Genomic DNA, 24,588 nt, shown 5'->3' with positions numbered 1-24,588 from the left:
CGTGCATCTGCAAAACCTTAACAAACGCCTCTTCCGTCGTCATCTTCATCTGAGTGCTCTCCAACCAAGAGTGAGTGAAACCGGGCACTGTGCCCGGCGTTTGATATGGTTTTGGCGCAAGGGTGCGACCTGCGTTAGGGCCAAAACGAAAGCCGGATTAGGTCCAGATGAGGCTCACACGGCCCGAATTGCGTCGGCGATCAGTTTCACGCCGGGCGCGATGCGGTCTGTTGGAATGGAGGAATAGCCCAAGCGGTAGAAATTTTGTGGCCTGTCCGGCCCCGAGAAGAACGGTGCGCCGGGCTCGATGTGAACACTCTGGTTTTGCAGCCTTAATGCCAGTTGAGTTGTGTCGATGTGCTCAGGGGCTGACATCCACATTGAAGAGCCGCCAATCACACCCCGTCCAGCCACGGTCAGCCCACTTTCTGCGATGGCTTCGTCCATCGCGTCGCGCCGTTCTTGCAAGGCCTTCGACATACGCCGAATTTGCGCGTCGTAATGGCCCAACGACAGGAAATACGCCGCCGTGCGCTGAATGTGGCCTGGCGGGTGGCGCAGAACCAAGGAGCGCAGCGCGCGCGCCTCGCGGATAAAGGGCTCTGAGCCGACCATGTATCCAAGTCGCAATCCTGGAAACAGCGACTTGGAAAAACTGCCGACATAAATCACGCGCCCATCCCGATCCATGGATTTCAGCGCCGGCGAAGGTGCGCCTCGGAAGGCCATTTCAAACTCATAGTCATCCTCGACGACCATCGCATCCAGATCGCGTGCTCGGTCCAGCAATTGGTTGCGGCGGTCGATCGGCATGGTCGCGGTTGTCGGGCTTTGATGGCTGGGGGTGGTAAAGATGACGTCCGCTTCGTCGGGAATCGCCTCTGGAGGCAAACCGTCCCTGTCCACACTCAAGGGTGTTACCGCACAATCCCAATGGTTCAGAAGGCTTCGCAGTGCATAGTAACATGGGTCTTCTATGACGGCCGTGCGATTGTGGGTCAGCAAGATGCGCGATGCCAGCCAGAGCGCGTTCTGCGCGCCCAGAGTGATCAGGATCTCTTCGGGGCGGGCTGCGATGCCACGGCGAGGTAGAGTGTGACGGGCAATAAATTCGATCAACAACGGATCATCCTGATCCACGTAATCTCCGGTCAGCGAATCGAAATCCTTGTGTCCCAACGCGCGGACGGCGCATAACCTCCAGTTGGCGTGGTCAAACAAGGTTCGGTCAGCCTGCCCGTAGATGAACGGATAACGGTACTCTCGCCAGTCGCTGGGTTTTGGCAGAACGTCACTGTCCAGAAAGCGGCGTGCCAGCGCCTTGTCCCAGTCAACGGATTCGGTGCCGCGCTGGACAGGCGAATACTTGGGGGGGACAGGTGCGTTTTGCGAAACGTAATACCCGGACCGCCCCTTTGCCGTCAGATAGTCATTGGCCAAAAGTTCGGTGTAGGCCAACGTCACCGTTATTCGGCTGACACCCAGATGCGCGGCCAGTTTGCGTGACGAAGGGAGTTTTTCTCCGACGTGAAAGCGACCGGACAAGATGCCTTCGGCAATCATCTGCTGGATCTGGGCCTGCAATGTGCCCTGACCATTGAGCTCGAGAAAGAATGTATCGACCGAAATCCCCATGCCTGCTTATAGGGTGGACTTAAGGCCGGGGCAATCTGGACTTACATCGCAGTCACGAAATTTTGTCGGCGGGGTTGACCGGAGAGTTCCTTCGGACTAAATAACTAGAAATCTAGTTTAATGGAGATAGTGGATGTGGGAAGCTGCTGCTGCCGGATTTTCTGCCATGGGCTCTGAAGCTCGGCTGAAAGTCCTCAAGACGCTGGTCCGGGCTGGCAAAGCCGGATTGACCGTTGGCGAGATACAGGACCGGACAGGGATTGCCCCGTCGACCCTGGCCCATCACCTGCGGTTTCTTGCGGCCGGTGGAGTGGTCGAACAGGAAAAGGTCGGTCGAACCACGATCAACCGCGCCAATTACGACGAATTGAGAAATCTGGCGCAATTCATTCTCAGCGAGTGCTGTGCTGACGAAGTTGGAAAGGCTGCGAACGATGGCTGATTTGACACAGAACCCGCGCATGACTGCCAAAGTGGCGCTGGACCTGATCAAGACACCCTGGACGCTGATCGTCGTCATTCTGGCGGCGGTGGCGATCCTGGATCCCGGAAACTTGCCCGAGGTGGTGACATTTGCAGCCAAGGCTCTGGCGCATACAGGGCAATATATTCTGTTTGCAGTGCTTCTGCTGTCTTACCTCAAGGCGACCGGCGCAGAGGTGATGGTGGCGCGTGCCTTTGAGGGGCGCGAAACCCGGATGATCTTTCTGGCTGCCTTGTTCGGTGGTCTTGCGCCGTTCTGTTCTTGCGAGGTTATCCCCTTTATTGCGGGTCTTCTGGCCCTTGGTGCGCCGTTGTCCGCAGTCATGGCGTTCTGGCTCAGCTCACCTTTGATCGATCCGCCGACGCTTTTGATTACCGCCGGTGCGCTGGGATGGCCCTTTGCCATCGGCAAGGCTGTTGCGGCGGTTGCGCTTGGCCTGTTCGGCGGGTTCGCGGTTCGGTTGCTGATGCGCAACGGCGCGTTTGCCCAGCCCTTGCGCGAATACAAGCCCGCCGGGTGCTGCGGATGTGGTCCGAAAACGGATGAAAAACCGGTCTGGAAATTCTGGCAGGAGCCCGAGCGCCGCGCCCGGTTCCGTTCGGAATTCGTGCACAACGGTCTGTTCCTGTTGAAATGGCTTGCGCTGGCCTATGTGCTTGAGGCGCTATTGGTCAACTATGTCCCCGCCGACCTGATCGCTGGCTTGGTTGGCGGAGAAGGCGTGCTGCCAATCGTCGTTGCTGCGCTGGTGGGTATGCCGGCATACCTGAACTCCTACGTGGCGCCGCCTTTGCTGGCAGGGTTGATGGAGCAAGGTATGACAGCGGGTGCGGCCATGTCGTTCATGGTTGCCGGTGCCGTCAGTTCCATCCCGGCGATGGCTGCAGTCTGGTCATTGGTCAAACCACGTGTCTTTGCAACCTATCTGACCTTGGGGGTCGGTGGCGCAATCGTGGCTGGTATCATCTTTCAATTGGTTTGAACGCAAAAGCCGCCCGGTGTCACATCGGGCGGCTTTTATCCGTTCGGTTCCGTCGATCAACTACCGTCGCACAGACGTGGCAGTTTGAACCGGTATCGTGCTTCTCCGCTTTCGACGTAAACGCGTTTTTCAATACAGGCCGTCGTGCCCACTGTCTGCGAAATCTGCGCATCTGTGGACGTAATCGATGTGGCGGACCCATCAGGCAAGCGGACCGACGCCACGACGCCGTTCTTCAGATCTCCGTTCACCGGAGTTGCAGACAGAACCGGGACGATCAGAAACGCCTCATGCTCGTGTTCGCCTTCATCCCCCAGTAGAAACAATGTCGTGACGATGGCAATCATGACAACGCCGCCGGCCAGACCAAGCCCCCACGTTTTCAGAAAGGCATAAATCGTGACGGCGCGGTGCGGGCCAAATACCGCAGATAGAACGTTCAGCATGGCAAGTCCGTGAAAAAAGCCCCAGCCGTCATGGCCGAGGCTGTTTGCGCGTTACGGACGAAGATCGTCTTCGTCTTCGTCATCCGCCCCACCCTTGGGCAGGTTGAAAAAGCTGTCTGCGTCGATGATCGGCTCGTCTTCTTTCTCTTCCGACGGCTCGTCGGACAGCGAGAAGGTTTCCAGACCTTCAATTGCGGTCGGGATTTTCGGCGCAGCGTCCATTTCCAGCGACTGCTCGGTCGAGACCAGCTTGCGACGTTCGTCATCGCTCATCACGCCGCCTTCAGCCGCTTTCTTGGCCGCCGCTTTCTGCACGGCCGTGTCCAGTTCGGACTGTTTGCACAGACCCAGAGCAACAGGATCAATCGGCTGCATGTTGGCGATGTTCCAGTGCGTGCGTTCGCGGATCGACTGGATGGTGGGTTTGGTGGTTCCGACCAGCTTGGCAATCTGGCCGTCGCTGAGTTCCGGGTGGAACTTGACCAGCCACAGGATCGAGTTGGGACGGTCCTGACGTTTCGAAAGCGGCGTATAACGCGGGCCACGGCGCTTTTCCTCGCCGGCGGCCGATGGGTTGAACTTGAGCTTCAGCTTGTGAAGCGGGTTGTTCTGTGCCGCGTCGATTTCTTCCTGGGTCAACTGGTTGTTGGCGATCGGGTCAAAGCCCTTGACGCCGGCGGCGACGTCGCCATCAGCGATACCCTGCACTTCCAACTCGTGCATTCCTACGAAATCCGCGATCTGCTTGAAGCTGATCGTGGTGTTGTCCACCAGCCATACGGCGGTTGCCTTGGCCATAAGCGGTTTTGCCATCAGCCCGTCTCCTATACATACATCTGTCCCGTCGCCGGAATTCGGCGGCCCCTTGGTTTTGGGGCAGGTTTCCGTTGTCGGGGAACTTGGCCCGTATATAGTCGCGCAAAGGCAAGAAGGGAAGAGGCGAATGCGCCAAGGGATTACGGGGCTGGTTTTGTGGGTCTTGAGCGCAGTCGCTGCGCTGGCCGAGGGTGAAAAGGCGGGCGAGTTCGATTACTACGTGCTGTCGCTCAGCTGGTCGCCCAACTGGTGCGCCCGCGAAGGTGACGCGCGCGGCTCGGATCAATGTGACGATCGGCATGATCACGGCTGGATACTGCACGGGTTATGGCCACAGTTCCATCAGGGCTGGCCGTCCTACTGCCGCACCCCCGAAAGCCCACCTTCGCGACGCATGACGCGGGAAATGGAGGATATACAGGGCAGTTCCGGCCTTGCTTGGCATCAATGGAAGAAACACGGCACATGCTCGGGATTGTCGGCATCCGACTACTTTGCCTTGTCCCGGCGGGCTTATGAAGCGGTCAAGCGCCCTGAGGTGTTCCGCAAGCTGGATTCATCCGTCAAACTGCCGGCTTCGGTGGTCGAGGAGGCATTCCTGAAGGCCAACCCTGAGTTGAAGCGCGACATGATCACGATCACCTGCAAACAGGGCTATATCGAAGAAGTCCGCCTGTGCCTGTCCCGCGATCTTGATCCCGTACCCTGTGGCCGCGACGTGATCCGTGACTGCACGGCAAAGGACGCCCTGTTCGATCCGATTCGTTAAAGCTTTTTGTTCTGGCAGTCCCGCGCATAGTCCAGCGCCTTGGCGGTGCCTTTCAGATCGATGGCCATCACCACTTCACCTGCCGGATTGTAGACTGTCATCGTTTTATTCTGGGCGATGGCGTTCACAAAGCTCCGGTCGGTGAAAAACACGGTTGCGCCCGGCACGTCGCGTTCGTTGAACCCGATGGCCGTCGCATCATAGCTTTTGCCGTCCAGATCAAAGCGGATCGGATAACTCTCACCCTGTTTAATGTCGCCCCATGCCTTGTTGTACACGGCGAAATACCCACGATTGCCCAGCGCGTCATAGCCCAGCCGCACCACCGAGAGATCCTGATACACCGTCTGGATCAGGCACCCGTTGCCAAGCGCTGGGTCCATCATGATGTTCCAACCTTCGACAAAGCCCTTGTCGATGAGGTCTTGGGCTAGGGCGGAGGTGGCTGTCAAAGCGGCGAAAGTGAGGGCGAGAAGGCGGGTCATAGCACATCCACAAATCAGACAATCTATTCATGTCATTGTAAAGTGTTGTAGAAGTTAGACAATCCATTAATTTCCCGCGGGCCGTGTCAGGTCTCCTCGCCGTTGGAACAAATCTCAAGTCTCAGGTTAACAATTGCCTGGTTTGGAACGTCTTCTGAATTCAGCGATCCTCCGACAGCTAACCATTCGGAGTATTCAGGGTTAATGCAATCAACGTATAGAACGCCAAAAAAATCGCCATACTTACTTTCACCGCGAACATAGACGTGCCTGTGTGTTTGTTCATCATACTTTTTGTCTTCTGGAATTGCGCTCCACCATTGTTTGTATGGCGGCGGTAAATCGTGCGTGTCTTCGTATAAGTAGAGAGTTTCAGCGGCCAAGGGCGAGGCGAAAGCACCAACAATTGCATAAAACGCTAAGTGTTTCATCGTGTTTGATAATCCGTGGAATTAACAGAAAGAAACTCATCCAATAACAGTACAGCTGTCAAGCTAGTTACCGCGATATTTGAGCGTGCATCGCGCGCTGCGCTGGCGCCGCCTAGCGCAAAGGCCTCGCGAAAAATGAACCGGGAATTAGAGCTACAGTTCCTTCCGCGCCCGCAGCGCGGCCGTGATCGTCCCGTCGTCCAGATAATCTAGTTCTCCGCCAATAGGCACACCCTGCGCCAGCGAAGTCAGGCGGACCTGCCCCTCAAGCTGATCGGCGATGTAGTGGGCGGTGGTCTGGCCATCGACGGTGGCGTTCAGCGCCAGGATGACCTCGGTAATCCCTTCGGCCACAATCCGGTCCTTGAGGCGGGGAATGCGCAACTCGTCGGGGCCGATCCCGTCCAGCGCCGACAGCGTGCCGCCCAGAACGTGATAACGGCCTTTGAACACTCCGGCACGCTCCATCGCCCACAGATCGGCGACGTCTTCGACCACGCAGAGCTCGCCGGTTGCGCGGGCTTCATCGTTGCAGATGTCGCAGATGTCAGTGGTGCCCACGTTGCCGCAATTCAGGCACTCGCGGGCAGTCACGGCGACCTGCTGCATGGCATCAGACAGGGGCGTCAGCAGCAGGGTGCGTTTTCGGATCAGGTGCAGAACCGCGCGGCGGGCCGAGCGCGGGCCCAGGCCCGGCAGTTTGGCCATCAGGTCGATCAGGTTGTCGATGTCGCTGTTCGAACTCATGGCCAGTCCTGTCTTGCGCCGGAGGGAGCCTCCGGCGGGAGTATTTTAGAAAAGATGAAGCTCAGAACGGCAGCTTGATGTCTGCGGGCAAGCCCATGCTTTCGGTCAGCTTGGCCATTTCTTCCTGTGAACGTTCAGCGGCTTTGGTCTGCGCATCCTTAATGGCGGCCAAGATCAGGTCTTCGACCACTTCCTTGTCATCGCCGTTGAAGATCGACGGGTCGATATCCAGACCTTTGAGTTCACCCTTGGCTGTCGCCGTTGCCTTAACCAGGCCTGCACCGGATTCGCCGACAACCATCATGTTGTTCAGCTCTTCCTGCATTTCGGTCATCTTGGTTTGCAGGTCCTGCGCGGATTTCATCATCTTGGCCATGTCGCCCAGACCGCCAAGCCCGCCGAGTCCTTTCAGCATAGTATTCTCCTGTGTCTCCGTTTGCGCTCTAGATACGGGCAGCAGCCACATGGCACAAGGGTTCTCCCGCCGGTCGGAGGCTCTATCGTTCCGCCCGGCATGTTGATCGGCGCAGGCGTCAGCAGGATCGTGCCGCCCATCTGCGACGCCATATTCGCCTGCAGGCCCGACACGCGCGGATTGCCCTTGGCGCGCATATGGTCTTCTGCCGAGACTGATCACACAGGGCAAAGAAAATCTGGGCGTGGTTCGAATGGCTACGCGGCATCCGGATCAGAATTGTCACGGGCCGCCTACCGCTGGCCGGTGTCGCAACAAACGATCTGAGACATGCAGGCGGATGTGTTCGATTGAAACTTCGTTCAGCTTCGTTTGAAACAGGGGGTGACGGGCGGCGGGGTTAGTCTTCCTCGAACGGGTCCCACTCGTCTTCCACCTCGGGAAGCGCTTCGGTCTCGACCTTGGCGGCGCGTTGCTCCGGCGTTTCGATCCTGGTGATTTTCGCCTTTGGAAATTGCGCCAGTACCGCCTGCACCAACGGGTGTTTTTCGGCCTCGGATTTCAGTGCCAGCTCGGCCTCGTCCCGAATTTCTGCAATTGTTGGGGCTTCTCCGTCCGAGACGATCGAGACAGCCCACCGATTTCCTGTCCAGCGTTGCAGGGCAGAGCCCAACCGTGGCGCCAGATCGGCCGGTGCCTGGGCGGCGGGCGTAAATTCGATTCGCCCGGGTTGATAGGAGACGAGGCGCACGCCGTTTTCCACCTCGACCAGCAATTTCACGTCGCGATTTGTCCGGATCAGTTCCACCACGTGGTCGAAGGTCGGGTACCGGGCAAGAGCCGTCTGGGCATCCTGCGCCAGGGCTGCAACCGGTGCGCCACCGGCACCGCGAGGGGACGGCGCATAGGTAGGTGGATGGGCTGCGCCAGCCGGCGCCGGACCGGTGCCCGGTCGGGATATCGAAACGCCGCCATTGGGCCCGCCCGGCGGCGGTGGCGGGGCATCTTGCAATCGTTTGATCAGCTCTTCGGGGCTGGGCAAATCCGCCACATGGGTCAGGCGAATAACGGCCATTTCGGCGGCCATCATGGCGTTGGGGGCTGCCGAGACTTCCTCGAGCGCCTTCAGCAGCATTTGCCACATCCGGGTCAGAACCCGCATCGGCAGAGCCTCGGCCATGTGTTGGCCCCGGGTCCGTTCGTCCGGAGAAACCGTCGGGTCCTGCGCCGCGTCAGGCGTGATCTTGACGACGGACACCCAATGCGTGATCTCGGCCAGATCGCGCAGCACCGCCAGCGGGTCCGCGCCTTCGGCGTATTGGCCGCTCAACTCGGTAAGTGCTTCGGCGGCATCGCCGCGCAGGATCATATCCATAAGGTCCAGAACCCGGCCACGGTCTGCCAGTCCAAGCATTGCACGTACCTGATCGGCGGTCGTCTCACCAGCCCCATGCGAAATCGCCTGATCCAGCAACGAGGTCGCATCCCGCGCCGATCCTTCCGCTGCTCGGGTGATCAGCGCCAGCGCGTCTTCGGCGATCTGGGCGTTTTCCGCTTCGGCGATCTTGCGCAGCAGGCCAATCATGTCTTCGGGTTCGATCCGGCGCAGGTCGAAACGCTGGCAGCGGGACAGCACGGTGACAGGGACTTTGCGGATTTCAGTGGTTGCGAAGATGAACTTCACATGCGCGGGCGGTTCTTCCAACGTCTTGAGCAGCGCGTTGAACGCGCTGGTCGAGAGCATATGAACCTCGTCGATGATATAAATCTTGTAACGCGCGCTGGCGGCGCGATAGCGGACACTGTCAATGATCTCGCGGATATCGTTGACGCCCGTACGGCTGGCGGCGTCCATCTCCATCACGTCGACATGGCGGCCTTCCATGATGGCGACACAATGTTCACACTGACCGCAGGGCTCGGTCGTGGGGCCACCGGTTCCGTCGGGTCCGATGCAGTTCATCCCTTTGGCGATGATCCTTGCGGTCGTGGTTTTGCCGGTGCCGCGAATGCCGGTCATGATGAAGGCCTGCGCGATCCGGTCGGCCGCAAACGCGTTTTTCAGGGTGCGCACCATGGCATCCTGACCCACTAGATCGGCAAAGGTTTCCGGGCGATATTTGCGGGCGAGAACCTGATAGGCGGGGCTGGAGCTGTCTGTCATGTCTTCTCGTTGGGATTCGGTGCTTGGGCACAGCGTAGTGGCCACCGTTGCCCGCGTCCACAGCGGGGCGCGATGATTTTTGATTTAGAAACGAGTCGCTTTCGCACTAAACTGCATCAGCGGATTTAATGGCTCATTTTTGTAAAGAGTTCTTTGGGGAGGACAGGATTCATGTCGCAGTTGGTGATCTACGCCCTGCAAGTCGGTGGCGGAACGCTGGCACTGACCTCGATGCCCGGACGCGGCGGAGATTACTCCAGCGATCTGGATATGATCGCAGCCTGGCAGCCGGGGCTTGTTGTTTCGATGACGACGGATGTCGAAATGCTTCAGGACGGGGCGCAGGAATTTGGCAGCGATATTCAAAGCCGCGCCAGCCGATGGGTTCACCTGCCGATCGAAGATTTCGGAGCGCCGACAAAAGCGATTGATGACGCGTGGCCGTCCGTCAGCGCCGCGGCCCGGCACGCGCTTTCCGGCGGAGGTCGCGTATTGGTACACTGCCGCGGGGGATGTGGCAGGTCAGGTATGGTTGTCCTTCGGCTTATGGTCGAATGCGGCGAACGCACGGACATGGCGCTGCAACGATTGCGGGCGGTGCGCCCTTGCGCCGTCGAAACGGATGCGCAACTGGCCTGGGCCTCTCAGCGTGCGCAGGCACAGGTCAGTCTGGATTCAGATTGAAATCTGCGCGGGCGCGCAAACAGGTTTTCTCGGCTGGATCGTGGAAACTTCGATCATCGCGCAGGGTGGGGGATTCACGACGCCGGATGGCATCGCACTGAACGTGTTTCCGAAGATCAGGTCGGCATAGCCGTTCAGCGGCTCAATCGCGGTTTCGGGCTGCGTCCCGCAAAAGACACGAATACTGTCTGATCGCGCGCGGAAAATTGCATGACATCCTTCGGTGCAATGTGACAGCTCACTGCTGCCCTCAATTTCGAAATCGTCACTGGTGGCCGAGGTCGCCTGGGCCATAGCTTCGGAAATCGAGCGCGCCAGCCGCGCCAAAGCGGGGCAGGTTTTGCCCGTCCGCTGACATACCGTTGCACTGAATTCATGTGTTTTTGTCTTCCAGATCATCCTGCGCCCTCCGCGCTTGGTGGACAGGATATTTTGGACAGGTGGAACAGCGTGATGCCGTCAGGACCTGCCCGGACACCCCGCCCGAGTTTCGGTTTCGTTTCCGATGGCAGGTCTCCTGACTTGCGGGTCATCGCTTTGCCGACCTTCCCAGCCTTCGGGGCCAGTGGTGTTTCGGCATCGCTTACCGCTTACAGTTGCGGGGGCAGTCGCGGATTTGGTTGTTGCCTGCATGACCAGACATCACCGCACCGTGTTCCCTTTTCATCCCGACCCCTTGTGGAGGCCGGAAACCATCACACAACCGCTAGCGTTTGAGCACGCATCGAGTCAAGCCGATCTTTTGACCGGACGCTTGGTCATGCTGGATACGGTGTCGGTTCATGCATAGTGTCGAGGGCGTTGAGGTTCGGAAACCGGATTTACCAAGCGCAAAGCCAGAGATCATGTTGGACACAGAGCAAACGGTATTGACCGAAGAGTTTCGCTTTCCGTCCGGGCAGAAAACACTGTCTGCCCGGTTGTACAGCCCGCTGACCTCGCCCGAAATCGTCGTCGTGCTGAACAGTGCAACGGGTGTGCCGCGCGATTATTACCGTCATTTCGCACGATGGCTTGCTGCCGAGCAGGGTATGGCCTGCCTGACCTATGACTATCGCGACTACGGGCATTCCTTGACCGGCCGCCTGAAAGACTCGCGTGCGACCATGGCGGATTGGGCCTTGATCGACATGCCCGCGGCAAGGGCGGAAATGCGCAGACGGTTTCCCGATTCGCAGCATTGGACCATCGGCCATTCGATCGGCGCGATGTTGGGGCCTGTGCAGCCGGATGTCGATCTGATTGACCGGATGATCTGTGTGTGTTCGGGGCTGGTAACCGTAAGCGACCATCCATGGCCCTATCGTGGTTTGGCAGGATTGTTCTGGTATGGTCATGCCCCGCTTTTGGCCCGAGCCCTTGGCTACCTTCCCGGAAAGGCGATCGGGTTCGGCTCGGATCTGCCGGCATCGGTCTATTGGCAGTGGCGCAAATGGTGTACCGCGCCTTTGAATTATGTGCCTGAAATCGGGCATGAGTTACCTGCGGCGCAGTGGAAGGATTCTGGAACGCCCGTGGATTTGTTCACCTTCGAGGACGACCAGATGGTGCCGCCGGAAGCGGTTTGGCGGCTTGCGGATCTTTACGGCCCCGATGCCAACCGCCACCTGCTGAACCCCGCCGATTTCGGGTTGCCCGAGGTTGGTCATATCGGAGCATTTGCCCGGCGCAATGCAGCGGTTTGGCCGCGACTGATCGCTTGATCAGACGCGGCGTAGGACGGGCCGGGCACCGTCCAACAATCACCGGTTGCGAAGTTTCTTTTCCTTCATGACGCCACGGACCATCTTGCCGAACGCTTTGTCCCGCGCCCGGGACTGCGCGACGGTTTCAGAATTGCGCTGATCTTCGCGCCGAAGCTTGCGCCACCGGTCCAATCGAGCCGGATCAAGCATGCCGTGGCTTATTGCCTTTTGCACGGCACATCCGGGCTCGGAGCTGTGCTGGCAATCCGAAAAACGGCAGTCCCGGCTCAACTCGGCAAGGTCCGAGAAAACGTCGTCGATCCCATCCTGAGCGTCCACCAGGCGCAATGCGCGCATTCCGGGTGTATCGATCAACCAGCCGCCGTTGCGCATCCGGTGCAATGCGCGTGCGGTCGTCGTGTGTCGGCCCCGCGCGTCATCCTCGCGAATGTCCGAGGTGGCAAGATCCTGATCGGTCATGGTATTGGCAAGTGTCGTCTTGCCAACGCCCGACGAACCAACCAGCGCTCCGGTCTGGCTTTTTGGGCACCAGGACAGCACCTTTTCAACCTCTGCCGGGTCCAGCGCGTTGATCGCCAGAACCGTCAGGAACGGGTCCAGTGATTGCACCTGTCCCGAGAAACTGTCAGGGTCCGCCGATTTGTCGGCCTTTGTCAGAACAACGACCGGGTAACACCCGGCCTGATACGCAAGCGCCAAATACCGTTCCAGCCGGGGCAGGTTGAAATCGGCATTGCACGAGCTGACGATGAACAGCACATCGACATTGGCTGCGATCAGTTGCGTCGCGGCGCCTGTACCGGCGGCGCGTCGGTGCAGCAGGCTGCGCCGGTCGAGCAAATGGCGCACGCGTTTGTCGTCATCGGTGAGAACCCAATCGCCAACGGCATAGCTGCCGGTCGTTTGATCGGGGGTCAGCAACGGGACTTCGCCGTTAGGGTTCAGCCCGATCAGGCGGTCCCGATGAACGGAAGTGATGCGAAAAGGTGTGCAGGTAGGATAAGCCGCGTGTTGCGCAGCAAAGTGAGAGGACCATCCCAGGTCCGAAAGTGCAAGAAACATTGGTTTGCCTGTCGTCAGAAACAGCACTCCCGACGGATGGCGATCGCTCATCCCCGGGTCATGTGTTCAGGCAGTCAGTCGATACCGTGAGGTCAGAACCGTGCTGCCCGAAGGGTCTTTGCTACAATCATAAAGCCCTCCTGCGGCTAAGGTTCGTAAAGTGAGAGGTTGGACATCGACCCAAGCGGGGCTCGTTGTGGCTGCTTCCTTCCGGACCTGACCAGGTTGGCGAGGCGCTCGCCCGCGCCAACCTCTCGACTCTGGATATAGGGAAGGCTTCGGCAAAAGACAACCCGTCAGAGCGTCAGCCGAATGCGTGCAAAACCGTTTTCGTCAGGTTCCAGAATCTTGGGGGCAAACCTGTTCAATTCGTCGACATACTTCAAAGCACCGGGGCCGGTCCGAAGAATGGTCGTCCCCCCCGATTTCGGCATCAGAGAGAAGGGGTAAGGTTGCCGGGCCAATGGGTCGGGTGGCAGGCGGTGCGTCATGTAGTCCCGCAAAATGTCCCGGATATCCAGCGGGGACAGATCGATGGCCGGGGCCGATGACACATGCGGGAAATGTCCGCCCCCGCTTGCGCGATAATTATCGAGCGCAACGACAAATGCCTGATCGGGTTGCACGGCCTGGCCTGCGCAAGTCAGATGATGCACCCGCCTGTGGCCGGGATGGATCATTTGCCCCCCGACATCGTAACGCGCCGGTTGCGACGGGTCGATCTGATAGGACAGGCCAAAGATGACATCGAAATTGTATCCCGCCCGATCCCGGTCGAACAGCTCTGCCTCGGCGTCGGGGAATTGTTGGTTGAAGGCGCTGGCTGACATCTCCAACCACTCCAGCAGCTGCGCGCCCGTGATCTGAACCGCGCGCAACTCGTTGGGAAAGACATGCAGGTCCGCCACGTGACGCAGACAGATTTCACCGGGCGGCACGTCCGTATAGTGCCTGGGGCCAGAGCGTCCGCCGCATTTGGCCGGCGACGCGGCTGACAACAGCGGCAGCTCTGCAAGCGTGGTGCCGTGTAAAAAAGGGCGCAACGCGGCTGCCTGTGCGGCTGCCACAAGCGTCAATCCACGATCCGGCGCACAGAAACTGAAATAGCTGTGCAATGTGTCCGAGACGCGCGCAACGGGCGCGGCCATGTCCTGACGGGTCTGCTGATGTGCGGGTTCAACCAGATGCGCGATTTCCAAATCTTCGCCAATCGCGGTGCCGCCCACCGAAACCGGGCGCAATTCGGCGTGGCTGTCGGCAACACGCAGCCCCGACTGGGGCTGTAGGGTAACGGCCAGATCGATTACTCCAAGATATGCGCCTGCCGAGCCGGGCATGACAACCGGCGTTCCATGCACCAGCCCTTTCACGTAATCCACATTCGGGGTTTGCGCGCCGATGCGTGCGGGAAGGGTCAGGTGAGTGTGCCCGGCGACAACAGCGTCGATGCCCTCGATCGCGGCCAGGGGAATAACGGCATTTTCAGTGTCGGTCGCTGCGTCCGGGTGTCCAAGCCCGGAATGAGCGAGCGCCACGATCAGATCGCACCCCTTTTCGCGCAAGATACGCGTCAGGGACCGTGCCGCGACAACGATGTCGTCCGCCGCTACGGTTTCGTTCAGATTGTGTTCTTCCCAACGCGTCGTCTGCGGCGGCAGAACCGAAAACACGCCGACGCGAATGGGCACATCCTTGTTTCCCACTCTCACGACACGGTCAAGGATCGTAAAACGCTGCCATGATTGTTGTTCTCCGGACCGATGAAGATTGCCGCACAGAACCGGGCACGGGGCTTGTGCAAGGGTCTTGTCCAATGTCGGCAGCCCGAACCCGAAATCATGGTTGCCCAGACCAATCGCATCATAGTCCAGCGCCTTGAATGCCTGCATCATCGGGTGGGGATTGTCGTTCCGAACGGCCCATTCGCCCATCGGCGTTCCCTGAAGCGAATCCCCGTTGTCGAACATCAGCACCAGCGCGTCTGTGGCCTCGTGTCGGGCCTTGCGGATCAGGCTGGCGGTGCGTGTCAGCCCAAGCGTCGGGTCCGGTGTGTCCGCGTAATAGTCAAAACCGGTCAGATGCATGTGCAGGTCGGAGGTGGCAAGAATACGAATACGCCCACGGTCTTTTGTGGGTTGAACCTGCGTCGATGGGTTTTGCTTCACTTTTTTTGTTCTGCTTTTGAATGTGGTATTGGGCTAAAATCATCAAAGCGCAGTCTAGATGATTTTTCCGAGGCCGCCATGCGGCTTTTCGGCGGCGCGTCTCTGCGTTTTGCGTCTTGAATTGCCATTGCAACAGGGCCTGAGACATGGCAGCCCTGTGCGCAAGACCAGAAGGAATTCCAATGAAAAACGCAGAGCAGGTGACTTTCGGTGGCTCGGGCCTGAATCGGGCAGCGCATCTTCGTGGGGATTCAGAGAAGCTGGCCGAGATGGCGCGCGACCCTGCTGCGCGATGCATATTGCTGTGGCGAGGCAAGCTTTTGGTCGTGGGCGCGGCGCTGGATCAGCTTGCCCTGACGCAGATGACTCACCCGCTGGTATGCGATGGCCCCGGCGGCGTGATCGAAGCACCGGTTTTTCTGGGCCTGAACGCAGAGGGCGCACCCCTGTTTGCCGCGGATATCTCGGCCTGGGGGGCAGAGGGATTGGATCTGACCGGCCTGGGAGAGTTCGTGGACAGATCCGAACAGCAGCACCCGGATTTGCCTGAAGGGCATGTTTTCGCCGAGCTTCGCCGGATCATGGCGCGATTGTCGCCTCGTGATGCCGAACTGGCCGCATCGGCCAAGGCGGTTGTCGGTTGGCACGAAACACATCGCTTCTGCGCCCGCTGCGGCGCTGCCAGCGATATGTCGCAAGGGGGGTGGCAGCGCAGTTGCCCGTCATGCGGCGGGCAACATTTTCCGCGCACGGATCCGGTTGTGATCATGCTGATTACGCGTGGGGACAATGTGCTTATGGGGCGGTCTCCGGGTTGGCCCGAGGGAATGTTTTCCTTGCTGGCGGGATTTGTCGAACCCGGCGAAACGCTCGAAGCGGCGGTGCGCCGCGAGGTGATGGAAGAGGCAGGCGTACCTGTTGGCGCGGTGTCTTACCTGTCCAGCCAGCCCTGGCCGTTCCCGGCATCCCTGATGTTCGGATGCGCCGGCGAGGCCCTGTCGCGTGACATCGTTATCGATCCGGTCGAGATCGAGGAGGCGATGTGGGTCAGCAAATCCGAAATGATGCAGGCATTTGCCGGCGAACATCCCCGGTTGTTGCCGGCTCGCAAGGGAGCTATCGCTCATTTTCTGCTTCAGAACTGGCTTGCGGATACGCTGGACTGAGGAAAAACTGGTGAAGCCATAAACAGCAAAGGTCATTATGCAGTTTTCAGCGCGCGAAGATATCGAAGCCCCGATCAATTCGGTGTTCGACATGGTGTCGGATTTCGAAAGGTTCGAACGTATGGCGATGCGTCGTGGTATCGACGTGCGGCGTCTGGAGGCTGATGCAACGGTGGTTGCCGGCACTGAATGGAAAACCGAATTCAAGTTGCGTGGAAAGCCGCGCCAGATGTCGGTGGTGATGACGGATTACGACAAGCCGTCGCAAATGCGGTTCGAGGCGGCCAGCAAAGGGATGACCGGCCTGACGACAGTTGATTTTCTGGCCCTGTCTCCGCGCCGGACACGCCTGAGCATCGAGATGTCCTTGGCCGCAAAATCCTTGCCCGCGCGGTTGCTGTTGCAGTCCATGAAGCTTGGACAGTCAAAGTTCCGCAAGCAATTCCAGCTGCGGTTCAGCGAGTTTGCGCGTGAACTGGAGCAGCGTCACCTGCACGGGACGTAAACGGCGTCTGCTGGGCTGATCGGGGCAAGGATTGGAAAAAACCTCGGATGTCGCACATTATTTTTCTGCATGGTGCATCAAGCAGCGGAAAATCGACGATCGCGCAGGCTTTGCAACAGAAGATAGCGAAGCCATTCTGGCATATCTCGATCGACCACCTGCGCGATTGTGGTGTTCTGCCGCTGGATCGCTATCGCCGTGGCGAGTTCGATTGGTCCGACGACCGATCGGCTGTCTTTGATGGGTTTCATCAGTCGGTGGCTGCCTACGCGGCCTCGGGCAACAATCTGATTTTGGAACATATTCTGGATACGCCGGGGTGGGACAAAGATTTGCGCGACCTTTTCCGCCCGTTTGATGTTCTGTTCGTAGCTGTCCATTGCCCGGTTCCCGAGTTGAACGCGCGCGAACGATTGCGCGGCGACCGTCCGGTGGGAAGCGCCCAACGGGACCAAACCATGATCCACGCTGGCAGAGTTTACGATATCGAAATTGATTCCATGGACGGCATTGAAGCCAACGTACAGACAATTCTTCAGGCATGGCGCAGTGACCTGCGCAAATCGGAATTCAGCCAGTCTTTCGCGTGACCTGTCAGCTGCGAGGATGGGCCGCAGGGTAGACGCCAAGAACCTCGACATTGGTCGTGAAATGTTCCAGCTCGTCCATTGCCAGCTGCACGTTGCGGTCTTCGGGATGTCCAACGATATCCGCATAAAACTGCGTTGCCGTAAAGGATCCGTCGACCATATAGCTTTCCAGCTTGGTCATGTTGACCCCGTTGGTGGCAAAGCCACCCATGGCCTTGTACAGCGCGGCCGGGATGTTGCGGACCTGAAACACGAAGCTGGTGATCATGTCATACTCACCCCGACGCGACAGATCCGCCTCTCGTGACATGACAAGAAAACGGGTCGTGTTGTCGTCATTGTCCTCGATATGGCGGGCCAGCACGTTCAGGTCGTAGATTTCAGCCGCAAGCTCGCTGGCCAGAGCGGCGGAATGCAAATCCCCGATTTCGGCCACTTCGCGCGCGGCGCGGGCATTGTCGGGACTGACACGGCCGCGAATACCGTGTTCTTTCAGAAAGCCGGAACATTGCGGCAGCAGCACCAGATGCGAATGCGCTTCGGTGATGTCTTCCAGTTTTGCGCCGGGTACACCAAGTAGGTTGATGTGAACACGCACGAACGCTTCATCGATGATGTGAAGCCCGCTATGGGGCAACAGCCGGTGAATATCGGCAACCCGACCATAGGTCGTATTTTCGACCGGCAGCATCGCCAGATCGGCCGCGCCCGAGCGAACTGATTCGATCACATCCTCGAATGTGCGGCAGGGCAGGGCCTCCATTTCGGGTCGTGCGTTGCGGCAGGCCTCGTGACTGTAGGCGCCGGGTTCGCCCTGAAAAGCAATGCGATTGGTCATTTGGTCGATTCCATGCAACAAGTTCGCGATTTGGTCGTTTCGTCGCGGTGTCTATACCTTGCCTCTCGCAAGTGGAAGCCTTAGACACCTGCGCAGACAGCTGAAATGGACACGCGATCAATGTTCGACACGATGACAGTTACGAAGGCCGCCGCAGGCCTGTTCGGCACTTTCCTGGTGCTGCTTCTGGCCAAATGGGGGGCTGACATCCTCTATTCTTCCGGTGGCCATGGCTCGGCTGAGGCCGCCTACATTATCGAAACCGAAAGCTCGGGCGAAAGCGCCGACGGCGAAGAAGTGGTCTTTGAAGATCTGCTGGCCGCCGCTGACGTTGAGAAGGGCGCGAAAGTATTCCGCAAGTGCACCGCGTGCCACAAGCTGGAAGACGGGGCGAATGGAACCGGCCCTTACCTATATGGCGTAGTTGATCGCCCGGTTGCCTCGGCAAAAGGTTTCACCGGTTACTCAGCCAGCATGCAGGCCCATGGCGGCAACTGGACGCCCGAAGCGCTGGATGCCTTCCTGGAACGCCCAAGCGCCTATATCTCGGGAACATCGATGAGTTTTGCTGGCTTGAAAAAACCTCAGGACCGCGCGGACTTGATTGCTTATCTGCAGACAATTGGCAACTGATTGCCTGAGAGACCATTGAAGTTCAGAGCCGCTGCCCCGCGCAGCGGCTTTTTTTGTCTGAAGGGAACTTCACAAAGCGCTCACGCATTCTAAACTTGAAACTGTCAGCGTTGGCACTTTAGCTAGCGTATGCGACATAAAAGATTACAATAACCCAGAGGATGAGCCCCATGATATCCCTAATGCCTGCTGCACGTGATCTTAAGGTCAGGCCATTGGCTGGCATATTCGGGCTTTGTGCTGTTCTGCTTTCACCGCAAGCTGCTTTGGCATTGGATGAGGGGGTTACCCACAGTCATGGATACTCGTATTTCGGCAATCTGGATTACCCTGCTGACTATCCGCATCTGAATTACGTGAATCCAGATGCGCCCAAAGGTGGTGAGTTGTCCTTGGCGGCTTCGGGGACGTTCGATTCCCTGAATCCCTATTCCCGCAAGGGGCGCGCAGGCGCCTTGACGACGCTGCAATATGACCGCCTGTTCGAAAGCTCTGATGACGGTGTCGGACAGTATTACGGCGTGCTGGCGGAAAGTCTGGAATATGATGAAGGGCGCAACTACGTCATTTTCCATTTGCGACCCGAAGCAACCTTTTGGGATGGCACGCCGGTGACGGCCGAGGATGTTGTCTACAGCCACCGCTTGTTCATCGAACAGGGCCTGCCTTCGTACGCCCAGGCCGTGGGCCGCATGGTGACGGGGGCCGAAGCGTTGGATGATCACACGGTCAAGTTCACGTTCAATCCGGAAGTCACACGCCGCAGTTTGATCGAGACCGTTGGGTCGACCCCCGTCTTTTCGAAAGCATGGTTCGAGGCGGATGAATCCAGACGTCTGGATGAGCCGCGTCTGGAAGTTGCGGTCGGCTCGGGCCCCTACAAACTCGACAGCTATGACATTAATCGCCGTATCGTTTACAAGCGACGCGACGACTATTGGGGTAAAGATCTGCCATTCAATGTCGGTCGCAACAATTTCGATACCATTCGCGTCGAGTATTTCGCCGATCAGACAGCGGCGTTCGAGGGGTTCAAGGCCGGTGAATACACGCTGCGGATTGAAAGCGATCCCAAGCTTTGGGCGACGGCGTATGATTTTCCGAAGCTGAACGAAGGTGTGATCGTACGGGACGAGATACCGGATGGCAGCCCGCCAACACCGTCAGGCTTCGTCTTCAACCTCGGAAAACCGCAGTTTTCCGACAAGAACGTACGCAAGGCCCTTGCACTGGCCTTCAATTTCGAATGGGCAAATGAATCCCTGCTGTTTGGTCTGAATTCACCGCGCAACTCCTTTACACAAGGCACCCCGCTGGAAGCGCAAGGCCTGCCCGAGGGCGATGAACTGGCGTTTCTTCAAGCGCTGGGTGAGGTTGTGCCCGAGGACCTTCTTTCAGAACCTGCCGTGACGGTTCACGAGTCAAACCCCGCGCGCCTGAATGATCGCAGAAATCTGCGAAAAGCCGCGAAATTGCTGGACGAGGCCGGGTGGCCTGTCGGCGATGGCAACGTGCGGCGCAACGCGGAAGGACAGACGCTCAAGGTGGATTTCCCCTATCCTTCAAATCTGCCGACTTCGACGGCCACGATGATTGAAACCTATGTCCAGAACCTGCAAGCCATTGGCGTGGATGCGTCGGCGGAAAAGGTTGACCCGGCGCAATACACGCTGCGCAGCCGCGAGCGGGACTATGACATGGTCTATTCCACACGTTACGGGTCTTTTTTGTCGACCGGTGGCGGGTTGAGTCAGATGTACGGCTCGGAAGAGGCCGCATTCAGTCTTTTCAACCCGGCCGGATTGGCCAGCCCATTGGTTGACGCAATCATCGAAGCATCCTTTGATACCGACAATCAGGCGGATCAGGACATGGCGTTGAAGGCGTTGGATCGCGCTTTGCGGTACGAGTTCTTCGTGATCCCCGTAGGATACATCGCTGACCACTGGGTGGCATATTACGATATGTATGAATACCCGGAAAACCTGCCGCCTTATTCGCTGGGCTATCTGGATCTGTGGTGGATCAATCCGGAAAAAGAGGCCGCACTGAAAGCGAAAGGCGCGCTGCGATAACATGGGCGCCTATATTCTAAGACGTTTGTTGCTGATCATTCCGACCCTTCTGGGCATCATGATCGTCAACTTCACGCTGGTACAATTCGTGCCTGGCGGACCGGTTGAGCAGATCATTGCCCAGATCGAAGGTCAGGGGGATGTTTTCGCCGGTTTTGCGGGTGCGGGAGATGCCGGCGCGGGGTCAGAGCCGGCGGGCGGCGTTTTCGACGACAAATATGTCGGTGCGCGGGGCCTGCCGCCCGAGTTCATTGCTGAACTTGAAAAGGAATTCGGCTTCGACAAACCGCCCCTGGAACGTTTTCTGATCATGATGGGCAACTATCTGACGCTGGACTTCGGCGAGAGCTATTTCCGCTCGATCAGCGTGATTGATCTGGTGCTCGAGAAAATGCCGGTCTCGATCTCGCTGGGCCTGTGGTCAACGCTTATCGCCTATCTGGTTTCGATCCCTCTAGGCATTCGCAAGGCGATCAGGGACGGTTCGCAGTTCGATACGTGGACCAGCGCAGCGATCATCGTGGCCTATGCGATCCCTGGTTTCCTGTTTGCCATTTTGCTGCTGGTGCTTTTCGCCGGTGGATCTTATTGGCAGATCTTCCCGTTGCGGGGGCTGACATCCGACAACTGGGACAGCCTGAGTCTTTTTGGCAAGATCGCAGATTATTTCTGGCATATCGCGTTGCCGACCATTGCGCTGACGATCTCGGCCTTTGCGACATTGACGCTGCTGACCAAGAACTCTTTTCTTGATGAAATCAAAAAGCAATATGTCATGACCGCCCGCGCCAAAGGCCTGAGCGAACGCAAGGTGCTGTATGGCCATGTGTTCCGCAACGCGATGCTGATCGTCATAGCCGGATTTCCGGCTGTGTTCATCGGCGTGTTCTTCGGAGGTTCGATCATCATCGAAACGATCTTCTCACTTGATGGTCTGGGACGTCTGGGTTTTGAAGCCGCCGTGGCACGGGATTACCCGGTGATTTTCGGCACGTTGTTCATCTTTGGCCTGATGGGTCTGGTGGTCGGTATCATCAGCGATCTGATGTATGTGCTGGTCGACCCGCGCATCGATTTTGAAAAGCGGGAGGGGTAAATGGCATTGTCCCCCCTGAACCAGCGCCGCTGGAGCAATTTTCGCCGAAACAAGCGCGCTTTCTGGTCGTTGATCATCTTCGCCGTGTTGTTCGGCCTGTCGCTGTTTGCCGAGTTCATCGCCAATGACAAACCGATTCTGGTGAAATACCGGGGCGAGTTTTACATGCCGGTCTTCAACTTCTACGCGGAAACCGAATTTGGCGGAGACTTCCAGACAGAGGCGATCTATCGCGACCCCGAGGTTCAGTGCCTGATAGACAGCGGCGGCCTAGAAGAATGTTTTGACGATCCCGAAGGCATTATCGAACAGATCGACGCCGGCAGGTTCCAGGCGGAGGGGTTCGAGCGTGGCTGGTCGCTTTGGCCGCTGATCCCTTATTCCTACAACACGTCTGTGGATCGCCCCGGGGCTGCACCTTTGCCGCCCAACGGCCAGAACCTGCTGGGCACCGATGACACCAAGCGCGATGTGCTGGCGCGGGTGATTTACGGCTTCCGCCTGTCGATCCTGTTCACACTGCTGGTGACGGGCGCTGCCAGCCTGATCGGTGTTTTTGCCGGTGCCATACAGGGTTTCTTCGGCGGTTGGCTGGATCTGATCTTTCAGCGGATCATCGAGATCTGGTCAGCGACACCATCGCTTTACGTCATCATCATCATGTTCGCGGTATTGGGGCGAAGTTTCTGGCTGCTGGTAGCGTTGATGATCCTGTTCAGCTGGACCGGGCTGGTTGGCGTGGTGCGCGCAGAATTCCTGCGGGCGCGAAACCTTGAATATGTGCGCGCTGCACGGGCATTGGGGGTGGGCAACATGACCATTATGTTCCGCCACATGCTGCCCAACGCAATGGTGGCCACGCTGACCTTCATGCCCTTCATCGTTACGGGCACCATAGGCGGGCTGGCTTCGCTGGATTATCTGGGTTTTGGTCTTCCGTCTTCGGCCCCCTCGCTGGGGGAGCTCACCTTGCAGGCAAAACAGAACCTTCAGGCCCCATGGCTGGCTTTCACGGCCTTTTTCACCTTTGCCATCATGCTGTCCCTGCTGGTCTTCATCTTTGAAGGCGTGCGGGATGCGTTCGATCCCAGAAAGACTTTCTCATGAGCCTGCTGGATGTAAACAACCTGAAGGTCTCGTTCCGGCAGGACGGTCAGATCAGTGCTGCGGTTCGGGGTGTGTCGTTCCATGTCGATCGCGGGGAAACCGTGGCGCTGGTGGGCGAATCCGGATCCGGCAAATCTGTCACCGCGCTCAGCACCGTATCTTTGCTGGGCGACAGCGCGATCGTCGAAGGGTCCGTCACCTATGACGGGCAGGAGATGATCGGCGCCTCGGAGCAACGCCTGATGGAGGTGCGCGGCAATGACATCAGCTTTATTTTCCAGGAGCCGATGACATCGTTGAACCCGCTGCACACGATCCAGAAGCAGATGGCGGAATCGCTGGCCCTGCATCAGGGGGTCACGGGTGATGTCGCGCGCGAACGGATTCTTGAACTGTTGAACAAGGTCGGTATCCGCGACCCCGAAGACCGGCTGGACAGTTATCCGCACCAGTTGTCGGGCGGACAGCGGCAGCGCGTGATGATCGCCATGGCGCTGGCGAACAAGCCGGACATCCTGATCGCCGATGAACCGACGACGGCGTTGGATGTAACCATTCAGGCACAGATCCTCGAGTTGCTGGCCAGTTTGCAGAAATCCGAAAACATGGGGATGCTGTTCATCACCCATGATCTGGGCATCGTGCGGCGCATCGCCGACCGGGTCTGTGTGATGAAGGATGGTGAGATCGTCGAGACCGGTGCGACCGCCGAGATCTTCGACAACCCGCAGCACCCCTATACCCGCAAGCTCTTGGCCGCGGAACCTTCGGGTCAGCCAGACGCCGTTGCGACAGATGCCGAGGAAGTCGCGCGCACCGATCACCTGAAAGTCTGGTTCCCGATCCAGCGCGGGTTTCTGAAACGCACGGTCGGCTATGTGAAGGCGGTGAATGACGCCACGCTGAGCGTGCGCGCGGGTGAGACCTTGGGAATCGTGGGCGAAAGCGGGTCGGGAAAGACCACGCTGGCGCTGGCGATCATGCGTCTGATCGCGTCCGAAGGCGGCATCACCTTCCGCGATCAGGATGTTCGAAAATGGTCCACGCGAGAGCTGCGCCGGCTGCGCAAGGATATGCAGATCGTGTTTCAGGACCCGTTCGGCAGCCTCAGCCCACGCATGACCTGTCAGCAGATCATTGCGGAAGGTCTGGCCATTCACAACATTGATCCTCATCGCGCGCCGCGTGAACTGGTCGCTGAAGTGATGACCGAGGTGGGCTTGGATCCTGCGGCGATGGACCGGTATCCGCACGAGTTTTCGGGCGGTCAGCGTCAGCGCATCGCGATTGCGCGCGCGATGGTCTTGCGCCCCAAGCTGCTGGTTCTGGACGAACCGACCAGCGCGCTGGACATGACGGTTCAGGTTCAGATCGTCGATCTGCTGCGCGATCTGCAAAAGAAATACGGGCTGGCTTATCTGTTCATCAGCCATGACCTGAAAGTTGTGCGGGCGATGTCGCACAAGGTGATCGTCATGCGAAACGGAGATGTGGTCGAAATGGGCACGGCCGAGGATTTGTTCGAAAATGCCCAGACCGACTATACCCGCGAATTGATTGCTGCGGCGGGCTGAGATCAGCCCGCCA

25 protein-coding genes, 1 other RNA gene and 1 riboswitch are annotated in these 24,588 nt (G+C 58.5%); of the genes, 13 read left to right on the top strand and 13 right to left on the bottom strand.

Going from position 1 to position 24,588, the window contains the following annotated elements; genetic code table 11:
* Nucleotides 1-174 precede the first annotated feature (174 nt).
* Entirely contained in the window at nucleotides 175-1,635 is a 1,461-nt protein-coding gene (locus tag GOW04_RS20850) for a PLP-dependent aminotransferase family protein (protein ID WP_171119873.1), read from the bottom strand.
* A gap of 133 nt (nucleotides 1,636-1,768) precedes the next feature.
* Here GOW04_RS20850 and GOW04_RS20845 point away from each other — a divergent pair, with 133 nt between their 5' ends.
* Nucleotides 1,769-2,077, top strand: coding sequence for a helix-turn-helix transcriptional regulator (locus tag GOW04_RS20845; protein ID WP_171207031.1), 309 nt, complete (start codon nucleotides 1,769-1,771; stop codon nucleotides 2,075-2,077).
* A complete protein-coding gene (locus GOW04_RS20840; protein ID WP_171233882.1) occupies nucleotides 2,070-3,101 on the top strand; it encodes a permease in 1,032 nt (343 codons plus the stop codon). The genes GOW04_RS20845 and GOW04_RS20840 overlap by 8 nt, the downstream gene beginning before the upstream one ends.
* A 56-nt stretch (nucleotides 3,102-3,157) precedes the next feature.
* Here the strand turns inward: GOW04_RS20840 and GOW04_RS20835 are convergent, their stop codons facing one another.
* Both GOW04_RS20835 and GOW04_RS20830 read right to left on the bottom strand, forming a co-directional pair.
* The gene (locus tag GOW04_RS20835; RefSeq protein WP_152459212.1) at nucleotides 3,158-3,547 is read right to left on the bottom strand and encodes a hypothetical protein; all 390 of its coding nucleotides are present in this window, start codon (nucleotides 3,545-3,547) and stop codon (nucleotides 3,158-3,160) included.
* Nucleotides 3,548-3,598: 51 nt separating this feature from the next.
* Nucleotides 3,599-4,360 (bottom strand): DUF1013 domain-containing protein, encoded by a 762-nt coding sequence (locus tag GOW04_RS20830; RefSeq protein WP_152459211.1) that lies wholly within the window; start codon nucleotides 4,358-4,360, stop codon nucleotides 3,599-3,601.
* Between the two features lie 130 nt (nucleotides 4,361-4,490).
* On the opposite strand from GOW04_RS20830, the gene GOW04_RS20825 reads away from it, so the two are divergent.
* Complete coding sequence (locus tag GOW04_RS20825) at nucleotides 4,491-5,132, top strand: ribonuclease T2 (RefSeq protein WP_171233881.1); 642 nt, start codon at nucleotides 4,491-4,493, stop codon at nucleotides 5,130-5,132.
* On the opposite strand, the gene GOW04_RS20820 is transcribed toward GOW04_RS20825, so the two are convergent.
* From GOW04_RS20820 to GOW04_RS20800, 5 genes are all read right to left on the bottom strand, one after another.
* Entirely contained in the window at nucleotides 5,129-5,617 is a 489-nt protein-coding gene (locus tag GOW04_RS20820) for a hypothetical protein (RefSeq protein ID WP_171233880.1), read from the bottom strand. The genes GOW04_RS20825 and GOW04_RS20820 overlap by 4 nt on opposite strands.
* An 86-nt stretch (nucleotides 5,618-5,703) precedes the next feature.
* Nucleotides 5,704-6,048, bottom strand: a complete 345-nt coding sequence (locus tag GOW04_RS20815) for a hypothetical protein (RefSeq protein WP_171233879.1) — start codon at nucleotides 6,046-6,048, stop codon at nucleotides 5,704-5,706.
* A 153-nt stretch (nucleotides 6,049-6,201) separates the two neighbouring features.
* A complete protein-coding gene (gene recR, locus GOW04_RS20810; RefSeq protein ID WP_171233878.1) occupies nucleotides 6,202-6,795 on the bottom strand; it encodes a recombination mediator RecR in 594 nt (197 codons plus the stop codon).
* Between the two features lie 61 nt (nucleotides 6,796-6,856).
* Nucleotides 6,857-7,210, bottom strand: a complete 354-nt coding sequence (locus tag GOW04_RS20805) for a YbaB/EbfC family nucleoid-associated protein (protein ID WP_170347293.1) — start codon at nucleotides 7,208-7,210, stop codon at nucleotides 6,857-6,859.
* 400 nt (nucleotides 7,211-7,610) lie between these two features.
* Complete coding sequence (locus GOW04_RS20800) at nucleotides 7,611-9,374, bottom strand: DNA polymerase III subunit gamma/tau (protein WP_171233877.1); 1,764 nt, start codon at nucleotides 9,372-9,374, stop codon at nucleotides 7,611-7,613.
* Nucleotides 9,375-9,545: 171 nt separating this feature from the next.
* Here GOW04_RS20800 and GOW04_RS20795 point away from each other — a divergent pair, with 171 nt between their 5' ends.
* Nucleotides 9,546-10,058, top strand: a complete 513-nt coding sequence (locus GOW04_RS20795; protein ID WP_171233876.1) for a dual specificity protein phosphatase family protein — start codon at nucleotides 9,546-9,548, stop codon at nucleotides 10,056-10,058.
* Here the strand turns inward: GOW04_RS20795 and GOW04_RS20790 are convergent.
* Nucleotides 10,050-10,457, bottom strand: a complete 408-nt coding sequence (locus GOW04_RS20790) for a hypothetical protein (protein ID WP_171233875.1) — start codon at nucleotides 10,455-10,457, stop codon at nucleotides 10,050-10,052. The two genes, GOW04_RS20795 and GOW04_RS20790, sit on opposite strands and share 9 nt — an antisense overlap.
* Before the next feature lie 90 nt (nucleotides 10,458-10,547).
* Nucleotides 10,548-10,770, bottom strand: a riboswitch (cobalamin riboswitch).
* A 70-nt stretch (nucleotides 10,771-10,840) separates the two neighbouring features.
* Here GOW04_RS20790 and GOW04_RS20785 point away from each other — a divergent pair.
* A complete protein-coding gene (locus GOW04_RS20785) occupies nucleotides 10,841-11,761 on the top strand; it encodes a hypothetical protein (protein ID WP_371814430.1) in 921 nt (306 codons plus the stop codon).
* A 39-nt stretch (nucleotides 11,762-11,800) separates the two neighbouring features.
* On the opposite strand, the gene rsgA is transcribed toward GOW04_RS20785, so the two are convergent.
* The 3 genes from rsgA to GOW04_RS20770 form a co-directional block, all read right to left on the bottom strand.
* Complete coding sequence (gene rsgA / locus GOW04_RS20780; RefSeq protein ID WP_171233873.1) at nucleotides 11,801-12,826, bottom strand: ribosome small subunit-dependent GTPase A; 1,026 nt, start codon at nucleotides 12,824-12,826, stop codon at nucleotides 11,801-11,803.
* Between the two features lie 158 nt (nucleotides 12,827-12,984).
* Nucleotides 12,985-13,083, bottom strand: an RNA gene (gene ffs / locus GOW04_RS20775) — signal recognition particle sRNA small type.
* Nucleotides 13,084-13,122: 39 nt separating this feature from the next.
* Entirely contained in the window at nucleotides 13,123-14,991 is a 1,869-nt protein-coding gene (locus tag GOW04_RS20770) for a bifunctional 2',3'-cyclic-nucleotide 2'-phosphodiesterase/3'-nucleotidase (RefSeq protein WP_371814429.1), read from the bottom strand.
* Nucleotides 14,992-15,173: 182 nt separating this feature from the next.
* Between GOW04_RS20770 and nudC the strand changes: the two genes are divergently transcribed.
* Genes nudC through GOW04_RS20755 form a run of 3 tightly spaced genes read left to right on the top strand, consistent with a single transcriptional unit; the run spans nucleotide 15,174 to nucleotide 17,252 of the window.
* A complete protein-coding gene (nudC, locus tag GOW04_RS20765; RefSeq protein WP_171233872.1) occupies nucleotides 15,174-16,157 on the top strand; it encodes an NAD(+) diphosphatase in 984 nt (327 codons plus the stop codon).
* 37 nt (nucleotides 16,158-16,194) lie between these two features.
* Nucleotides 16,195-16,662: an SRPBCC family protein gene (locus GOW04_RS20760; RefSeq protein WP_171233871.1), complete on the top strand. Its 468-nt coding sequence runs from the start codon at nucleotides 16,195-16,197 to the stop codon at nucleotides 16,660-16,662.
* Between the two features lie 47 nt (nucleotides 16,663-16,709).
* A complete protein-coding gene (locus GOW04_RS20755; protein WP_171233870.1) occupies nucleotides 16,710-17,252 on the top strand; it encodes a chloramphenicol phosphotransferase CPT family protein in 543 nt (180 codons plus the stop codon).
* Nucleotides 17,253-17,256: 4 nt separating this feature from the next.
* Here GOW04_RS20755 and GOW04_RS20750 read toward each other — a convergent pair whose 3' ends face one another.
* Nucleotides 17,257-18,090 carry a prephenate dehydratase gene (locus GOW04_RS20750; RefSeq protein ID WP_171233869.1) on the bottom strand — a complete coding sequence of 278 codons (834 nt, stop codon included), beginning with the start codon at nucleotides 18,088-18,090 and terminating at the stop codon, nucleotides 17,257-17,259.
* Between the two features lie 120 nt (nucleotides 18,091-18,210).
* On the opposite strand from GOW04_RS20750, the gene GOW04_RS20745 reads away from it, so the two are divergent.
* From GOW04_RS20745 to GOW04_RS20725, 5 genes are all read left to right on the top strand, one after another.
* Nucleotides 18,211-18,723, top strand: coding sequence for a cytochrome c family protein (locus GOW04_RS20745; protein ID WP_152459925.1), 513 nt, complete (start codon nucleotides 18,211-18,213; stop codon nucleotides 18,721-18,723).
* Nucleotides 18,724-18,893: 170 nt separating this feature from the next.
* On the top strand, nucleotides 18,894-20,798 hold the full coding sequence (locus tag GOW04_RS20740) for an extracellular solute-binding protein (RefSeq protein ID WP_171233868.1): 1,905 nt from the start codon (nucleotides 18,894-18,896) through the stop codon (nucleotides 20,796-20,798).
* Between the two features lies 1 nt (nucleotide 20,799).
* Entirely contained in the window at nucleotides 20,800-21,894 is a 1,095-nt protein-coding gene (locus tag GOW04_RS20735) for a microcin C ABC transporter permease YejB (RefSeq protein WP_152459198.1), read from the top strand.
* Nucleotides 21,895-23,001, top strand: coding sequence for an ABC transporter permease (locus tag GOW04_RS20730; protein ID WP_171233867.1), 1,107 nt, complete (start codon nucleotides 21,895-21,897; stop codon nucleotides 22,999-23,001). It abuts the gene before it with no gap.
* Nucleotides 22,998-24,575: an ABC transporter ATP-binding protein gene (locus GOW04_RS20725; protein ID WP_171233866.1), complete on the top strand. Its 1,578-nt coding sequence runs from the start codon at nucleotides 22,998-23,000 to the stop codon at nucleotides 24,573-24,575. The genes GOW04_RS20730 and GOW04_RS20725 overlap by 4 nt, the downstream gene beginning before the upstream one ends.
* The last annotated feature ends 13 nt before the right edge of the window (nucleotides 24,576-24,588 follow it).

It is taken from the genome of Ruegeria sp. HKCCA4812, assembly GCF_013034245.1.
GTDB lineage: Bacteria > Pseudomonadota > Alphaproteobacteria > Rhodobacterales > Rhodobacteraceae > Ruegeria.
This window is presented reverse-complemented; position numbering and strand designations above follow the sequence as displayed.

Excerpts from the sequence above, each read along its gene's own strand:
- GOW04_RS20730 (WP_171233867.1), top strand. The coding sequence starts at position 21,895 with ATGGCATTGTCCCCCCTGAACCAGCGCCGCTGGAGCAATTTTCGCCGA.
- GOW04_RS20840 (WP_171233882.1), top strand. The coding sequence starts at position 2,070 with ATGGCTGATTTGACACAGAACCCGCGCATGACTGCCAAAGTGGCGCTG.
- GOW04_RS20785 (WP_371814430.1), top strand. The coding sequence starts at position 10,841 with ATGCATAGTGTCGAGGGCGTTGAGGTTCGGAAACCGGATTTACCAAGC.
- GOW04_RS20800 (WP_171233877.1), bottom strand. The coding sequence starts at position 9,374 with ATGACAGACAGCTCCAGCCCCGCCTATCAGGTTCTCGCCCGCAAATAT.
- GOW04_RS20760 (WP_171233871.1), top strand. The coding sequence starts at position 16,195 with ATGCAGTTTTCAGCGCGCGAAGATATCGAAGCCCCGATCAATTCGGTG.
- recR (WP_171233878.1), bottom strand. The coding sequence starts at position 6,795 with ATGAGTTCGAACAGCGACATCGACAACCTGATCGACCTGATGGCCAAA.
- GOW04_RS20830 (WP_152459211.1), bottom strand. The coding sequence starts at position 4,360 with ATGGCAAAACCGCTTATGGCCAAGGCAACCGCCGTATGGCTGGTGGAC.
- GOW04_RS20815 (WP_171233879.1), bottom strand. The coding sequence starts at position 6,048 with ATGAAACACTTAGCGTTTTATGCAATTGTTGGTGCTTTCGCCTCGCCC.
- GOW04_RS20795 (WP_171233876.1), top strand. The coding sequence starts at position 9,546 with ATGTCGCAGTTGGTGATCTACGCCCTGCAAGTCGGTGGCGGAACGCTG.
- GOW04_RS20790 (WP_171233875.1), bottom strand. The coding sequence starts at position 10,457 with ATGATCTGGAAGACAAAAACACATGAATTCAGTGCAACGGTATGTCAG.
- GOW04_RS20745 (WP_152459925.1), top strand. The coding sequence starts at position 18,211 with ATGTTCGACACGATGACAGTTACGAAGGCCGCCGCAGGCCTGTTCGGC.
- GOW04_RS20755 (WP_171233870.1), top strand. The coding sequence starts at position 16,710 with ATGTCGCACATTATTTTTCTGCATGGTGCATCAAGCAGCGGAAAATCG.
- GOW04_RS20735 (WP_152459198.1), top strand. The coding sequence starts at position 20,800 with ATGGGCGCCTATATTCTAAGACGTTTGTTGCTGATCATTCCGACCCTT.
- rsgA (WP_171233873.1), bottom strand. The coding sequence starts at position 12,826 with ATGTTTCTTGCACTTTCGGACCTGGGATGGTCCTCTCACTTTGCTGCG.
- GOW04_RS20845 (WP_171207031.1), top strand. The coding sequence starts at position 1,769 with ATGTGGGAAGCTGCTGCTGCCGGATTTTCTGCCATGGGCTCTGAAGCT.
- nudC (WP_171233872.1), top strand. The coding sequence starts at position 15,174 with ATGAAAAACGCAGAGCAGGTGACTTTCGGTGGCTCGGGCCTGAATCGG.
- GOW04_RS20750 (WP_171233869.1), bottom strand. The coding sequence starts at position 18,090 with ATGACCAATCGCATTGCTTTTCAGGGCGAACCCGGCGCCTACAGTCAC.
- GOW04_RS20825 (WP_171233881.1), top strand. The coding sequence starts at position 4,491 with ATGCGCCAAGGGATTACGGGGCTGGTTTTGTGGGTCTTGAGCGCAGTC.
- GOW04_RS20850 (WP_171119873.1), bottom strand. The coding sequence starts at position 1,635 with ATGGGGATTTCGGTCGATACATTCTTTCTCGAGCTCAATGGTCAGGGC.
- GOW04_RS20835 (WP_152459212.1), bottom strand. The coding sequence starts at position 3,547 with ATGCTGAACGTTCTATCTGCGGTATTTGGCCCGCACCGCGCCGTCACG.
- GOW04_RS20725 (WP_171233866.1), top strand. The coding sequence starts at position 22,998 with ATGAGCCTGCTGGATGTAAACAACCTGAAGGTCTCGTTCCGGCAGGAC.
- GOW04_RS20820 (WP_171233880.1), bottom strand. The coding sequence starts at position 5,617 with ATGACCCGCCTTCTCGCCCTCACTTTCGCCGCTTTGACAGCCACCTCC.
- GOW04_RS20805 (WP_170347293.1), bottom strand. The coding sequence starts at position 7,210 with ATGCTGAAAGGACTCGGCGGGCTTGGCGGTCTGGGCGACATGGCCAAG.
- GOW04_RS20740 (WP_171233868.1), top strand. The coding sequence starts at position 18,894 with ATGATATCCCTAATGCCTGCTGCACGTGATCTTAAGGTCAGGCCATTG.